Here is a 14,317-nt window from a genome sequence, read left to right as displayed (position 1 = left end):
TCCCGGAGGCCTCGTCGCGAAACCGGCTGGTGGCCGGGGCGTCCCGGCCGGTCAGTCTCCCGACTGCACGAGACAGCCGGGGGCCGGCGCCCCTGCGGCCGGGAAGGCCCGGGCCAGCGCGTCGGCGATGCGCTTGCCGCGCTCGGTGTAGCCCCGCGTCGTGAAGTGGATCCCGTCGTCGACGAACCACGACCGGTGCACCTCGGTGCGCCAGTCGTAGACGCGCATGGTCGGGTAGCGGCTGCACGCGTCGAGCAGGGCCGCGTTCCACTTCTCCATCTCACGGTCGGCGTAGGGCCCCGAGGTGTCGGTGGTGCGCACCGTCAGCCACAGCACCGGGTGGTTGCCGATCGGCCGCATCAGCAGGTCGATCCGGTGGGCGAGCGGCACGACACCCCCGACGTACTGGTTCGCGACCTCGTTGGTGCCCATCGCGAGGACCCAGCACCCGGCGTACCCCTGCGTGGTCCGTGACGTCACGGCGCTCTCGGCGTTCGGCTGCCCCCGGAACGTCTCGACGATCGAGCGCGCGCCGAGGATGTCCGGCACGAAGCTCGTGACCCCGACGCGGGCGTACTGGGCGGGCAGCCGCGTCGACGCACGGGGTTGGTATGCCGGGTCGACGAGACCGACGGACGTCGAGTCCCCGATGTGGACGAGGGACGTGCACGACGTCCGCGCCGGAGGGTGCGAGGGCGGCGCGGTCGGTGACGTCGGTGACGTCGGGGACGGCGTTGAGGTCGGGGACGGCGGTGACGCGGGTGGGGACGTCGAGGTCGCGGCGGTCGTCGGCGGCGCGGGCGGGTCGCCCGGGTCGAGCGCCCGGTCGTCCGCCCGTCCCCCGCCGACGAGCGCGGCGGCGCTGAGCGAGGTGACGGAGACGAGGGCCAGGGCGATCGTGCCGGCGGCGACGGCCGGCATCGACGGCACGGCGCGCGGCAGGTCGCCGGGTCGCGGCCGTCGCGGGCGGAGGGCGCGCCGGAAGCCGCGCCGTCGGATCGGGTCCTCGACGAGGTTCCACGACAGCGTCGCGAGCAGCAGCGTCAGCCCGAGCTGGAGCGCGCCCCTGAGCCCGTGATGCCCGCGCAGCACGTCCGGGCCGGTCAGGGCGACGACGGGCAGGTGCCAGAGGTAGATCCCGTACGACCGCTCGCCGACCCAGCGCAGGGGCCGGACCCCGAGCAGGCGGCCGAGTCGTGACCGCGGGTGCGACACGACCGCGACGAGGCCGGCCGTGGCGAGGGACAGCAGCAGCAGTCCGCCGCGGTAGAGCGACAGCGAGTACTCGTCCGTGAGCGTCATGAGGGCGAGGACGACGACGAGACAGCCGACGCCGACGCCGTCGAGAGCCCGACGGTCCTTTCGGTCGGACAGTGGTGGCAGTGAGCCGCGGCGCCAGACGAGGGCCACGGCAGCGCCGACGAGGAGTCCTCCGGCCCGCGCGTCGGTGCCCTCGTAGGCCCGCGTGTTGTCGAAGCCCGGCACGGCGAGGAGCCAGAGGAGCACGAACGACGCGAGGGCGAGCACGGTCGTCAGCGTCGCCACGCCACGCAGCCGACCCCGCACGACGACGAGGAGTCCGAGCATGAGCACGGGCCAGACGACGTAGAACTGCTCCTCGACGGCGAGGGACCAGAGGTGGTCGAAGGGTCCCGGCCCGCTGAACCGCTGGAAGTAGGACTCGCCGTCCGAGATCGTCTTCCAGTTGCTCACGTAGAGCAGGGCGGCCACGGACTCGGCCAGGCGCTCACCCGCGGCGTCGGGGTGGGTGACGACGGACACGAACGACACGACGACGAGCAGCACGACGACGGCCGGAAGCAGCCGACGGGCCCGGTGCACGTAGAAGCGGCTGAGTCCGACGGTCCGCGTACGTTCCCACCCGGCGACGAGGACGCCCGTGATGAGGAAGCCGCTGAGCGTGAAGAAGACCCCGACCCCGAGCAGCCCTCCGCCAAGGGCCGGCACACCGAGGTGGTAGCCGACGACAGCCGCCACCGCGAGGGCACGCACTCCGTCGAGCCCCGGCACGTAGGCGGTCGGGCGTTCTGTCGGTCTGGGCATCGGGTCCGCCAGAGGTCGCCGGGATGCCGAGGACCCCGGATGCCAGCAGGCTAGGTCGCACCGCCTCGCGGGTGGTCGACGTGCGCGGCGAACGCGGTTCGGGCGATTCCGGGAGAACGGTGCACCGAGGATGTGACGCCCACGAGCCCGACGAAAGGCGCATTTCCCGTCGAATCGACAGGATTCACGGGGATCTTCGCCCCCACAGGGCACCCCGCGTCCCGTAGCGTGTCCTACTGGAAGGGCCGGGATTGACTGCCACTCCACCCCTCCCTCACGGCTTGGCAGTCAGGTGGGGTCCGGCCCTTCCACCTCCCAGGCGTCAGCCGGAGTCAGCGTGCTCGCGAGCACCCGGTGAGGACCCGAGCGATCTGCGCCTTCTCCGCCGCGGTGACCCAGAGGCGGTAGCGCGACTTCACGGCGACCTGACGCGCGACGTAGGTGCAGCGGTAGGCCTTGTTCGGAGGCAGCCACGACGCGGCGTCCGCGTCACGCTTGGCGCTGTTCGTCGGGCCGTCGACGGCGAGCAGGTTGAGCGGGTCGTTTGCGAGCGTCCTGCGCTCGGTCGCCGTCAGCTGCTGCGCACCCGTGACCCAGGCATCGCCGAGGGCAACGACGTGGTCGATCTGCACCTTCGCCGACGTGGCGCGTCCCCGGACGAAGGTGATGCTGCGCCCGGTGTAGGGATCCGCGAGCGTGCCTGAGACGACGACACATCCGTGTGTGCCGGGCTTCAACCGTTCGGCGACGAGGTCGCGGCGCAGCACGTCGTTGCGGGTGTCGCAGCCGTTGTGTCCGAGGCTCACGTCGACGTCGTCGCTCCAGGCGGGGCCGAACGCGTCCCGGTCGTAGCCGGTCTTGGGGGCCCGGCCCTTGACCGGGAGGCCGTCGAGCGTCGTGAGCGCCGCGCGCGCTAGCGCGGGTGTCAGGGGCGGGACGGGGGACGGCCCGGAGCTCGCGGTGGCTCCGCCTGCCGCACTGCCGGGCACGACGCGGGTCGGGGCGTGCGGAAGGCCGGCGCCGGGCGACGACAGCGGCAGGCCGCAGCCGGCCAGCGCCACGCCCGCCGCGACGAGAACAGCCAGGAGCGGGGGCAAGGAGCGAGCAGGCACGATCGGCAACCCTGCCACACAATGGAATTGGGAGGCATACGGCTCGCCGAGACGGCTGGCCCCCGGTGTCGGCGTCACCGCGCCGGCTGGCTAGAGTCTGCCGTCGTGCGATCGGTGACCCGCGGTGCTCGGTAGGACTCATGCCCTGTCCGGGGCGGTGGCCGTGCTCGCCCTGACGCCGTTGCTGCGTGACCACGGCGTCCCCGTCGAGGCCTGGGCGGTCCCGGTCGCAGCCGTGACCGCGGCGGGCGCCGCAGTGCTCCCGGACATCGACCACGCGCACGCGACACCGGCACGCTCCCTCGGGCCGCTGACGGCCGGAATCGCCTGGTGCGTGGGACTGGTCAGTGGCGGGCACCGCAACGGCACCCACTCGCTCCTCGGCTTGGCGGCCTTCACCGCACTCGCGGCCTACCTGACGAACGTCGGCGGCCTGCCCCTCGGTCTGTTCCTGTCGTTCCTCTTCGCCCTCGCGGCGGCGGCCCTGCGCGTCACGATGGTCCGGGCGACGGTGGGCCACACCCTGCTCTGCCTGCTGATGGGCGCGATGCTGACTCGTGGCGCCGTGCTCGACTCCTTCCCCGTCGACGTCGTGCCGTGGGCGGTCGCGGTCGGGGTGGTGGTCCACCTCCTCGGCGACATGGCCACGGTGCAGGGCTGCCCGCTCTTCTGGCCGGTGCACGGACACCGCTACAACTACCTGGCCCTGAGCACCGACCACGCCGTCGAGCGCTACGTCGTCGGGCCGGCTCTCACCGTGGCGGCGGCCTGGCTCGTCGTGACGATGGCCGGCGGCGTGGACGTCATCGGTCCTGCACTCCGGACGACCTGGCGCACCGTCCAGCTCGCCGTCCCCGGCTGAGGCGCCCAGCTGACGCGCCGGCCTCGGGTGTGGCCGAGCGCGTCGGCCACACCCGACGCGTCACTGGCAGCAGGCGTTGTAGCGGCGGTCCATCCAGAACTGGGTGGGCACCGGATTCACGAGCGTCGTGTCGCTGCTGAAGGTCGCCGCGGTCTGGCGCCCGGGGCGCATCTCGACGTGGGTGTGCGTGGCAGGGGCGCCGCGAGCCGCCTCGTCGCCGATCTTCTGGCCCTTCGAGATCGACTGTCCCACCGCGAAGCCCAACGGGTTGAGGTGGAGGTAGACGACGGTCTTGTCGTAGGTGGCGTTGTAGACCGCGAGCGTGGACAGCGCATCCGTCGCGTCGCTGCCCTCGGTCACCCGGGTCACGGTGCCGCCGAGGACGGCGAAGACGTCGGCGCCGGACTGGTAGGCGACGTCGATGCCCTCGTGTCGCCCCGGGGTGTTGAGGTAGCCGTCGAACCACGCCGTCACGCGAGCACCCGCCGAGTGGTAGACGCCGTACTCGAAGGCGTCGTTGGTGGCGACGCCGACGATGTGGCCGGCATTCTCGTTCTTCAGCTCCGGACGCAGGTCTGCCATGACGCCCGGGTCGACCGAGTCGATGGCCCCGGAGTAGCCGCTCCGGTAGAAGACCGTCGCCACGGCGGCCTCCCGGTTCCAGACCGACGCGGCGTTGTTCTTGACGCACTGCCCCTGGCCGTTGCCCGCCGAGACGAAGGTGACGCACCCGGACCCGGTGCCGTAGTCGGACTGGCTGTTCGCGAGGTCGACGAGCGACCCGCCGTTGCCGGAGTTGTAGTAGAGGCAGAACTCGCCCGTCTCGCAGACGCCGTTGCGCGCCGTGGCGGCCTGCGCGGCGGGTGCCGAAGCCACAACGGCCCCGGCGAGCGCGGCCGCGACGGCGGCCGGCGCGATCGTCTTCTTCATGGTGTCCCCTGTCGTCGTGGGGCCATGGGCCCCCGGGCCGTCGGGCGGTCGCCCGGCTTTCGTCCCGGATCCGACGCTAGGACAGCCGCTCCCGGCCGGCGCGCCGGAAAGCGGGGAGCACTCCCCATCGGCGTGCAGTCGGCAGACCGGGACCGGTCAGCGGCGCGCGATCGTCACCGTGCGGACGCCGTGCAGGTGCAGGTCGGTGCGGTGGAGCAGACCGTGGGGGCCGTCGTCGTCGAGCAGGGCCTCGAGCGTGCGGAGGTCCTCGGCGTCCAGCCGGTCGGTGAGGCCGTGCGCGAGCCGGTCGAACCAGGCCCGGGCGTAGCGGCCGGCGAGCGGATGGTCCGGCGAGCGCTCGTCGATGACGACGTCGTGCTCGTCGACCACCGTCCAGCCGGCCTCGCGGAGCACCTCGTCCCAGGACGCGCCGATGGAGGGCAGCACCTCGGCGTGCACGGCGGAGAGCACGCCGAGCGCCCGGCCCTCGAAACCGGGACGGCCGAGACCGAGGTCGTCGGGCAGGAAGCGCAGCGGCTCGTCGAACTCGGCCACGGCGACCAGACCCCCGTCGCGGGTGATCCGACGAAGGTCGGAGAGAGCGCGGTTCGGGTCCGCGAGGTGGTGCAGCGACATCGAGGCCCAGGTGAGATCGATCGGGTCCAGGTCGGGCCATCCGGCGTCGAGGTCGGCCACCACGGTGCGGACGCGGTCGCCCACGCCGGCGGCCCGCGCCTTGGCGTCGACACGCACGAGGGCGAGCTCTGAGACGTCCACGGCGACGACCTCGGCGTCGGGCAGCCGTCGGGCCAGTCCGAGCGTGCCGGTGCCGGTGCCGGCACCGAGGTCGACGACCCGGGCGGGCGCGCCCTGCTCGTCGGCCGGCGACGACACCAGGGCCGCGGTGATGCAGTCGAGCGCCGCGTCCCAGTAGGTCCGGAGCACGTCGCCGTCGAGGTCGAGCAGGTCGGCGCCCTCGGCCTCGGACGCCAGGTCGTCGTGCCTGTGGCCGTCGTGGTCACCGTGTCCGTGGTGGGCGGGGGCGTCTCCGTGCTGTGCGTGCGACATACGTGTCACGGTAGGACACCGTTGCGCACACGGCATACGATCTTGCCGATGACGCAAGAACTCGACCTCGACGCAGTGATCCGCGCCCGCATCCGCGGCCTCCGCGTCGCCCGCGGGTGGTCCCTCGACGCCCTCGCCGGCCGGTGCGGCCTCAGCCCGTCGACGCTGAGCCGGATCGAGACGGGCCACCGCCGGATCGCCATCGACCAGCTCGGTCCGATCGCCCGCGCGCTCGGCACGACCATCGACGAGCTCGTCGACCTCGCGAGCGACGACGACGTCGTCATCCACCCGCGCCGGGACACGACCCAGGGGCGCACGACGTGGTTGCTGACGCGTGAGGACGAGCCGCACGGTCTGGTCGTGGCCAAGATGCGGATCACGGCCACGCGCCACAGCGGCCGGCTCGGCGTGCACCCGGGTCACGAGTGGTTCACCGTGCTGTCGGGGACGGCTCGGCTGCACCTCGGCGAGCGCGTCGTGCTCGTCGAGGAGGGCCAGTCGGCGCAGTTCTCGACGATGGTCCCGCACGCCATCACCGCCGACGACGAGCCGGTCGAGGTCATCCTCGTGCTCGACCGGGACGGACGCCGCGCGCACCTCGACGTCGCTGCGGGCGAGGCGCCCGCGTAGCCCTCAGGACTGGGTGCGCAGGTACCGCCCGAAGTGGGGCACCGTGAAGGCGATGAGGCCGCGCTCGCCGGAGTAGATGAGGCCCTTCTTGATGAGGGCGTCGCGCGCCGGCGACAGCGACTGCGGCTTGCGCCCCAGCACCTCCGCCACGGCGGACGTCGGCACGGCCTCGCGCTCGGTCACCCCGTCGCGGACGTATGCCGTCTCGACCGCGATCGTTGCGTCGCTCCCCTCCGCGTCCCCCTCCCCTGCGGGCGGGTTGACGAGGGCCGCGTCGGCCATGGCCCGGAGGTACTCGCGCTCGGCCGGCGTCGCCCGCTCGAAGCGTGAGCCGAAGAAGCCGACGGCGAGCTCGGACTCGGCCTCGGGCACCGCGACCCGGATGTCCTGGGCGGTCACGGGTGAGGAGGGCGCGACATCCCACACGACCTTGCCGTAGGCCTGGATGAAGTACGGGTAGCCGGCCGTCACGGCATACATCTCGTCGAGCGCCTCGGGCGTGAACTCGCACCCTTCCTCGGTGGCCGGGCCGACGAGGGCGCGGTCGGCGGAGTCGCGAGGCAGCCGGTCGATGCGCGAGTAGCGGAAGAGCCTCTCGGAGTAGGACTTCGAGGCCGAGAGCACCGCGGGCAGGTGGGGCAGGCCGGCACCGACGACGATGACGGGCAGACCCGACTGCGAGATCTCGTGGCACGCCGCGCAGAGCGCCGACACGTCGTCCGGGTCGAGGTCCTGCATCTCGTCGATGAAGACGGCGACGCCCTTGCCGACGTCGGCGGCGAGGCCACCGATGTCGGTGAAGAGCTCGACGAGGTCGATCTCGATGTCGCCCGAGTCGGCGCGGCCGGTGACGGCCGGGACATCGATGCCCGGCTGCCACTTGTCACGCAGCTTCGCGCCCGTCGGGGCGTCACGCAGCGCGAAGGCCTTGATGATGCCGAGCACGTGGTCGACGTCCTCGCCGCGCGGGTGACCGAGCTCGCGCACGGCCTGGTGCGCGGCCGCGGCAAGCGGTCGCCGCAGCCGCTGGTCGGGGCGGGCCTCGAACTTGCCCGTGCCCCAGTCGGCCCGCACGGCCGAGCTGCGCAGGGCGTTGAGCAGGACGGTCTTGCCGACGCCGCGCAGGCCGGTGAGGACGATCGAGCGCTCGGAGCGTCCGCGGGCGATGCGCTCGAGCACGACGTCGAAGGTGCGCAGCTGCTCGTCACGGCCGGCGAGCTCGGGCGGGCGCTGGCCCGCCCCCGGGGCGTACGGGTTCGTGATCGGGTCCACGATCGGAGGCTATACGCATCTCTACCGAAAACCTGAGACATCCCGATCGACCCTGATCGGCGCGTCGTCCGAACGCCGGGGCGGAGCGCGAGGCCGACACCGACTCCATGGATACCGAAGTCATTTGATTCGGATTCCACTGAATTCAGGCATGAAAAAGCGCCGTTCCGCACGGTCAGGGGTGGTCATGCGGAACGGCGCGTTGCGACTATAACGCGCTCTGGGGCGAAACGGTCAACTGATCGAAGAGATTTCAAAAACTTCGTCGGGGTGCGCGATCGCGTCCTGCTCGGCGACGAGGAGCATCTCGTCCGAGCCGCTCGCGTGGGTGCGCTCGAGCACGGCATACATCGTCGCCGCGGTGCGGCGCAGGGCCACTTCCGGGCCGTCCGTCAGGTAGTGCGCGAGGAACACCGCAGCGGTCACGTCACCACCGCCGCGCACCGTCATCGGCAGCATCGGGGTCGTCACGACCCAGGCGTCGTCGGCGGTGACGCACGCCATCTGGATCGAGCCCTCAGGCGTGTCGGAGGTCAGCGCGCTCGTCACGAGGACGACGCTCGGCCCCTGCGCGACGAGCTCGCGCGCCGCGGCGACGAGGTCGGCCTGCGTCGACACCGGGCGACCGACGAGGAACTCGAGCTCGAACAGGTTGGGCGTGACGATGTCGGCCTTCGGCACGACGTGGTCGCGCATGTACTCGGGGATGCCCTCGCGCACGAAGAAGCCGCGGCCGACGTCGCCCATGACCGGGTCGCAGCAGTAGACCGCGGCGGGGTTGGCCGCCTTGACCCGCGCGACGGCGTCGAGGACGACCTCGCCGACCGCCTCGGCGCCCTGGTAGCCGGAGAGCACCGCGTCGATGGCCGGGAAGGCCCCCCGCTCCTCGACGCCGTCGATGACGGCCGCGACGTCGGCGGGCGCGATGAGCGGGCCTCGCGTCGAGCCGTAGCCGGTGTGGTTGGAGAAGGTGACCGTGAGCACGGGATAGACCTCGTGCCCGAGCCGCTGGAGCGGGAAGACCGCGGCCGAGTTGCCGGCGTGACCGTAGGCGACGTGGGACTGGATCGACAGGATCTTCACGGCCTCCACCCTAGCCGCTTGTCTTGACGATCTATTTCTAGTGATACTAGAACTATGTTGTGGCAGGTGGACCCCACGTCGAGCACGGCGTTGCACGTGCAGGTGGCCGCCTGCGTCCGACGCGAGATGGCCTCCGGACGCCTCGCGAAGGGCGACCGCCTGCCCTCGGCCAAGGAGGTCGCCGGCGTGCTCGACGTCAACCTCCACACGGTGCTCCGCGCCTACCAGTCCCTCCGGGACGAGGGGCTCATCGACCTGCGCCGCGGCCGCGGGGCCGTCGTCAGCACCTCCGACCCCGGAGGTGACGCGCGGCTGCGCACCCTCGTCGCCGAGCTCGTCGCCGAGGCTCGGCTCGTCGGCGCCACCCCGGCCGACCTCACCCGACTCATCGAGAGCGAGTTCCAGCGATGACCACCGACCGCCGCCCGACCCACGCCCTGGTCGCGAGCGCCGTGCTGGCTCCCGTCGTGGCCGCGGTCGGCACCGGGCTGGCGTATGCCGTCCGCGACCTGGTGCCGGACCCCGTGGCCGTCCACTGGGGCCTGGACGGCGAGCCGGACCGCTGGCAGCCCTTCGGGGCGGCCGTCGTCACCGCGGCCGTCATCACGACGGTGATGCCACTGGCCCTCGTCGGCCTCGGCGCGCTCATGCACCGCTCCGCCCGGGGTCCGCTCGCCGCCGTCGCCGGTGGCCTCGCCGTGTTCCTCGGCGGCGTGCTCTTCGGTGGCCTCCTCGCGCAGCGGCCGGGACAGGTCCCGCAGGCGTTCCCGCCGCAGTGGGCCGTCCCGACACTCGTGCTGACCGCCCTCGTCGCCGTCGGGCTCTGGCGCTGGGGACGCACGACGCCACCCGAGGTCACCGGTGCCCGCGCGCCCCTGCCCGCCGACGAGCCTCGGCTCGACGTCACACCGACGACCCGGCTCGCGTGGACGGGGCGGGCGAGCCTGCGCGTGGGCCCGACGGCGGCGCTCGCGGTCGTCGTCGCGCTACCGCTCGTCTGGGTGGCGCTCGCCGGGTTCGCCTGGGTCTGGCTGCTGGCGCTCGCCCTCGGGGCTCTCCTCGCTCTCACTCTCTCGGCGCGCGTCACGGTCGACGCCTCCGGCCTGCGGGTCTCGAGCGCCGGGCTCTCGTGGTCCCGCGTGCCGCTCGAGCGGGTGGCGTCGGCCGGGACGACGACCGTCTCCCCGTTGCGCGAGTTCGGCGGCTGGGGCTGGCGGATCGGCGTCGACGGCCGGCGTGGCTACGTCACCCGCGCCGGCGAGGCCCTCGTCGTGCACCGCGTCGGCGAGCCCGACGTCGTCGTCACGGTCGACGACGCCGACGAGGCCGCCGCCGTGCTCAACACCCTCGCCGCACGCGTGGGATGACGAGGTCCCGTGTCAGGATGGACGGCATGAGCATCCCCACGACGACCGTGTCCGAGCTGCCCGACGACGCCGTCCTCGTCGACGTCCGCGAGGCCGACGAGTGGGCCGCCGGCCACGCCCCCAACGCCATCCACATCCCCCTCGCGGAGCTGCCGGCACGTATCGACGAGCTGCCCGAGACCGACGACACCGTCGCCATCGTCTGCCGGATGGGCGGCCGGTCGGCCCGCGCTGTCCAGTGGCTCGTGCACCAGGGCTACGACGTCGCCAACGTCGAGGGCGGGATGCTCGAGTGGGAGCGGGCCGGCAAGCAGCTCAGCGCGGACGGCGACCCCACCATCATCTGACTCGGGGCGATTCGTCCGGTTCACACCCGCACGCGTCTTCTCCGTGTAACGCTGTCGCTCCTGACGGGTCTCACCAGTGACCGACCCGCCGAGCCAGGAGCACCCGGACCATGGACGACCGTCGACCCGATCCCACGCAGGACACCTGGTCGCAGTGGCTGCCCGACCTCGAGTCGCCGGACGCCACGGCCTCGAGCGCCCCGAGCGCGCCGAGCGCGCCGAGCGCGCCGATCTCACCGGTGATGCCGCCGCCCGTCCCGCTGCCGCCGCCCGCAGGCCGGGTCGACCCGCTGCCGTATGCCTCCACCCCCATCGCCGAGTGGGTGGGCCCCCGCAGCGGCCAGGCCCCGCCACCGCCGACCCGCCTCGGCTGGGCGATCCTGTGCACGATCTGCTGCTTCACGCCCTTCGGGATCGTCGCGATCATCAAGTCCACCCAGGTCAACGCGAAGTGGGCCCTCGGCGACTGGGACGGGGCGCGGGCCGCCTCACGGTCGGTCAAGACGTGGTGCCTGGCCGCCGCCGCGGCCTGGCCCGGATCCTTCATGCTCTTCAGCTGCCTGGGCATCGCGAACGGCGGCCACGTCTCGATCCACCTCTGACCCGTCAGGCGACCGGGATCGTCGACGGTGGGGTGCAGACGAGCTCGTCGCCCTGCGGCGCCGCGGAGGCCGCCTCGAGGACGCCGCCGCCGACCGCGGACGGTCGGGCCTGCCCGGCACGATCGGAGACCTGGACGCAGAACTGCCACTGCTTGACGGCCGGGTCGACCGGGGTCCGCGGGGCCTCGAAGGAGTCACCCGGCACGTCGAGCGTCGGCGGCGACACGGCATACGCCTTCCCGGTGATGCTGGCACCGGGCGCGATCGTGTGGCCGCCCATGACGGGCGCCGCCGCGAAGCGGACGTTCGGGCCGGGAGCGAAACCCTGCTTGCTGAGGCGGAGGACGCCGGACTCCTCGTAGACCCACGCGTGCTTGGCATCGACGTCCATGGGCAGCGTCGCGCTGCCGAGGTCGGCGGGCACGACGTCGTAGGCGAGGACGGGCTTCGTGCCCGTGTTGGTCAGCGTGTAGTCGACGACGAGGCCGGGACTCGCCGCGATGCCGGCACCCGTCGCGCCCACCTCGGGCCCTCCCGGCGCCATCGTCGCCTCGAGGCGCACGTCGCCCGACGTCGCCGTCTCGGCGCCCGCGCCGGCGTCGACCGTCGAGCCGGCCGTGGCCGACGGACCGTCGCCACCGGCGGGCGTGGCGGCCCCGGGTGACGGCGTCGCCTGCCCGCAGGCACTCGTGACGAGCACGGATCCGAGGGCGAGCGCGACGAATGCTCGACCGGGACGAACCGGGTGGAGGGGACCGCGCAGGACGTGGTGGGTCAACGGCTTCATGACGATGAAGACAACCACGAGACCGGAAGCGTTGCATTCCGGACGAATCCGCGCCGGGCCGTCATGCCTGACGGGACGTGCTCACTTGAGCAGCTTGGACATCCGTCGGTCGGCGAGCGGCTTGCCGCCGGTCTGGCAGGTGGCGCAGTACTGCAGCGACGTGTCGGCGAACGACACCTCGCGGACGACGTCGCCGCACTCCGGGCACAGCTGGCCGGTGCGCGCGTGGACCCGCATGCCCGCGCGCTTGGCGTCCTTGAGCTCCTTGGCCGGCTTGCCCGACGCCGTCGTGACCGCGCTCTTCAGCGTGTCGCGCAGGGCGGCATACAACCGGTCGACCACCTCGGGGGCGAGCGTGCCCGCGATGGCGAACGGGCTGATCTTGGCGACGTGGAGGATCTCGTCGGAGTAGGCGTTGCCGACGCCGGCGATGAACTCCTGGTCGCGCAGCAGTCCCTTGATCTGCGTGCGCCGGCCCTCGAGCATCGAGCGGAACTGCTCGAGCGTGAAGTCGTCGGCCATCGGGTCGGGACCGAGGCGCGCGATGCCGGGCACCTGGGCCGGGTCGGTGACGATGTAGGCCGCGAGCGACTTCTTCGTGCCGGCCTCGGTCAGGTCGAAACCGGAGCCGTCGGACAACCGCACCCGGAGCGCGATCGGTGACTTGCCCGGTCGCAGGACGGTCATCGGCAGCTGGTCGGACCAGCGCAGCCAGCCGGCCCGCGCGAGGTGGAAGACGAGGTGGGTGCCGTCGGCGTCGATGTCGAGGAACTTGCCGTGGCGGTGGACGCCGTCGATGGGTGCGCCCTCGAGCGCCTGCGGTGGCGGGTTGAACGTCTTGAGCACGCTGAACGAGGCGAGCTCGACCTTCGTGACGGCAAGGCCGTCCGTCCGCTCGGCGAGGAAGTCGACGAGCGCCTGCACCTCCGGCAGCTCAGGCATGGCCCCAGTCTGTCACCCGGAGCCGACGGAACGGCCCGGACGCGAGGGCTGCTCGTCGGCCGCGACGACCTCGCCGACCTTGCCGGCGCCCTCGAGGACGCGGAGCATCCCGTGCCCGTCCGCAGCCGAGAACGTCGGCACGGACCGCGACGCCCAGGGACGGATGGGCGAGTCGATCTTCATCGGGTTGGAGAGCACCTGCTCGGTCGGCGACAGGTGCCGGATGCAGATGGCGTCGACGCGGTCGGGGCGCGCCTCGGCGAAGTCGGCGTAGATCTGGGGGTCGTGCTGGCCGTCGTCGCCGACGAGCAGCCACGTGATCTCGGGGAAGTCGCGGGCGAGGCGGTCGAGGCAGGTGCGCTTGTGCGCCTGTCCGCTGCGGAACCACCCGGTGTTGGTGGGCCCCCAGTCGGTGAGCATGAGCGGACCGAGCGGGAAGCCGTTCTCGACGAGGAAGCGGTTGAGGGTGGCGGCGGCGTTCCAGGCGCCGGTCGACACGTAGACGATGGGCGCGCCCGGGTGCGCCGAGAGGATGCGGCGGTACATCGGCGCCATGCCCGACACCGCGTGACGCGCCTTGCCCCTGCGGACGAAGGTGTTGAACGCCGCGATCATCGGGCGGGGCAGCATCGTCGTGATGACGGTGTCGTCGATGTCGCTGACGATGCCGTGCGTCACGCCGTCGGCGACGATGAAGACGTCTGCCGCGACGGGGTCGGTGCCCTGCACCTCGACGACCACCTGCTGCCAGCCCGGGGCGAGGCCGTGGTCGCGGGCGACGATGTCGACGTGTCCGCCGCGGTCGGACCGGCCGTAGACCTCACGGTCACCGGCGGTGACCTTGACCGGGACGCCCGTCGCGGGCGAGGTGATGAAGGCGCGCCAACCCCGGTCGTAGTGGGCCGGGCTGAGGGCACCGGTCGCGTCCTGCCTGGCCTCCGGACCCTCGACGTCCTCACGGCCCTTGCGCCCGAGGAGGATCCGCGCATAGACACGGACGAAGGAGGACGAGCCGTAGCCCACGTGGGTGATGACCCGGTTGCCCCAGCCGCGGCTGCGGAGCACGCGCTCGACCTGCTCGTGGACGGCGTCCTCCACGATGGCGGCCGCGTGCGGTCGGGACATGGCCACAACCTACCCGGCGGGGGTGTCGGGCGAGCAGAGGGAGCGCGGCGGGCGCGCGGCGGGCGCGCGGCGGCCGGGTGCCAACAGGTGGACCCCGGCGGGCGCCGGGTCGACGCGGCGGGT

15 protein-coding genes are annotated in these 14,317 nt (G+C 72.7%); 6 read left to right on the top strand and 9 right to left on the bottom strand.

The genetic code is table 11. The features are described from left to right. Positions 1-51: 51 nt before the first annotated feature. Together ASE25_RS12500 and ASE25_RS12495 are read right to left on the bottom strand one after the other, a co-directional pair. Positions 52-2,064: an acyltransferase family protein gene (locus ASE25_RS12500; RefSeq protein WP_082622856.1), complete on the bottom strand. Its 2,013-nt coding sequence runs from the start codon at positions 2,062-2,064 to the stop codon at positions 52-54. A 332-nt stretch (positions 2,065-2,396) separates the two neighbouring features. Next, positions 2,397-3,053 (bottom strand): HNH endonuclease family protein, encoded by a 657-nt coding sequence (locus ASE25_RS12495; protein ID WP_056826233.1) that lies wholly within the window; start codon positions 3,051-3,053, stop codon positions 2,397-2,399. 247 nt (positions 3,054-3,300) lie between these two features. Between ASE25_RS12495 and ASE25_RS12490 the strand changes: the two genes are divergently transcribed. Then, the gene (locus tag ASE25_RS12490; RefSeq protein WP_082622855.1) at positions 3,301-4,038 is read left to right on the top strand and encodes a metal-dependent hydrolase; all 738 of its coding nucleotides are present in this window, start codon (positions 3,301-3,303) and stop codon (positions 4,036-4,038) included. A 60-nt stretch (positions 4,039-4,098) separates the two neighbouring features. Here the strand turns inward: ASE25_RS12490 and ASE25_RS12485 are convergent, their stop codons facing one another. Together ASE25_RS12485 and ASE25_RS12480 are read right to left on the bottom strand one after the other, a co-directional pair. Further along, positions 4,099-4,968, bottom strand: a complete 870-nt coding sequence (locus ASE25_RS12485) for a peptidase inhibitor family I36 protein (RefSeq protein WP_056825843.1) — start codon at positions 4,966-4,968, stop codon at positions 4,099-4,101. Positions 4,969-5,124: 156 nt separating this feature from the next. Next, complete coding sequence (locus ASE25_RS12480) at positions 5,125-6,036, bottom strand: class I SAM-dependent methyltransferase (protein ID WP_082622854.1); 912 nt, start codon at positions 6,034-6,036, stop codon at positions 5,125-5,127. A gap of 48 nt (positions 6,037-6,084) precedes the next feature. Here ASE25_RS12480 and ASE25_RS12475 point away from each other — a divergent pair, with 48 nt between their 5' ends. Beyond that, positions 6,085-6,669, top strand: a complete 585-nt coding sequence (locus tag ASE25_RS12475) for a helix-turn-helix domain-containing protein (RefSeq protein WP_056775029.1) — start codon at positions 6,085-6,087, stop codon at positions 6,667-6,669. A 3-nt stretch (positions 6,670-6,672) separates the two neighbouring features. Here the strand turns inward: ASE25_RS12475 and ASE25_RS12470 are convergent, their stop codons facing one another. Both ASE25_RS12470 and pdxY read right to left on the bottom strand, forming a co-directional pair. Next, complete coding sequence (locus ASE25_RS12470; RefSeq protein ID WP_056825841.1) at positions 6,673-7,941, bottom strand: ATP-binding protein; 1,269 nt, start codon at positions 7,939-7,941, stop codon at positions 6,673-6,675. A gap of 234 nt (positions 7,942-8,175) precedes the next feature. Beyond that, positions 8,176-9,024 carry a pyridoxal kinase PdxY gene (pdxY, locus tag ASE25_RS12465; RefSeq protein ID WP_056775383.1) on the bottom strand — a complete coding sequence of 283 codons (849 nt, stop codon included), beginning with the start codon at positions 9,022-9,024 and terminating at the stop codon, positions 8,176-8,178. Between the two features lie 54 nt (positions 9,025-9,078). Here pdxY and ASE25_RS12460 point away from each other — a divergent pair, with 54 nt between their 5' ends. The 4 genes from ASE25_RS12460 to ASE25_RS12445 all read left to right on the top strand — a co-directional run bounded on the left by ASE25_RS12460 (position 9,079) and on the right by ASE25_RS12445 (position 11,340). Continuing rightward, positions 9,079-9,435, top strand: coding sequence for a GntR family transcriptional regulator (locus ASE25_RS12460; protein WP_056775036.1), 357 nt, complete (start codon positions 9,079-9,081; stop codon positions 9,433-9,435). Beyond that, positions 9,432-10,391 (top strand): DUF1648 domain-containing protein, encoded by a 960-nt coding sequence (locus ASE25_RS12455; RefSeq protein WP_056825839.1) that lies wholly within the window; start codon positions 9,432-9,434, stop codon positions 10,389-10,391. Before ASE25_RS12460 ends, ASE25_RS12455 begins: the two co-directional genes overlap by 4 nt. 17 nt (positions 10,392-10,408) lie before the next feature. After that, positions 10,409-10,738, top strand: a complete 330-nt coding sequence (locus ASE25_RS12450) for a rhodanese-like domain-containing protein (protein ID WP_056775043.1) — start codon at positions 10,409-10,411, stop codon at positions 10,736-10,738. A gap of 110 nt (positions 10,739-10,848) precedes the next feature. Beyond that, entirely contained in the window at positions 10,849-11,340 is a 492-nt protein-coding gene (locus ASE25_RS12445; RefSeq protein ID WP_056825836.1) for a CD225/dispanin family protein, read from the top strand. A 4-nt stretch (positions 11,341-11,344) separates the two neighbouring features. On the opposite strand, the gene ASE25_RS12440 is transcribed toward ASE25_RS12445, so the two are convergent. The 3 genes from ASE25_RS12440 to ASE25_RS12430 all read right to left on the bottom strand — a co-directional run bounded on the left by ASE25_RS12440 (position 11,345) and on the right by ASE25_RS12430 (position 14,194). Beyond that, positions 11,345-12,145: a hypothetical protein gene (locus ASE25_RS12440; RefSeq protein ID WP_056825834.1), complete on the bottom strand. Its 801-nt coding sequence runs from the start codon at positions 12,143-12,145 to the stop codon at positions 11,345-11,347. 63 nt (positions 12,146-12,208) lie between these two features. Next, a complete protein-coding gene (locus ASE25_RS12435) occupies positions 12,209-13,069 on the bottom strand; it encodes an Fpg/Nei family DNA glycosylase (protein ID WP_056775050.1) in 861 nt (286 codons plus the stop codon). 12 nt (positions 13,070-13,081) lie between these two features. Continuing rightward, the gene (locus tag ASE25_RS12430; RefSeq protein WP_056775052.1) at positions 13,082-14,194 is read right to left on the bottom strand and encodes an App1 family protein; all 1,113 of its coding nucleotides are present in this window, start codon (positions 14,192-14,194) and stop codon (positions 13,082-13,084) included. Positions 14,195-14,317: the final 123 nt, after the last annotated feature.

Origin of the sequence: Terrabacter sp. Root85 (assembly GCF_001429185.1) — a bacterium.
Classification (GTDB): Bacteria; Actinomycetota; Actinomycetes; order Actinomycetales; family Dermatophilaceae; genus Terrabacter.
This window is presented reverse-complemented; position numbering and strand designations above follow the sequence as displayed.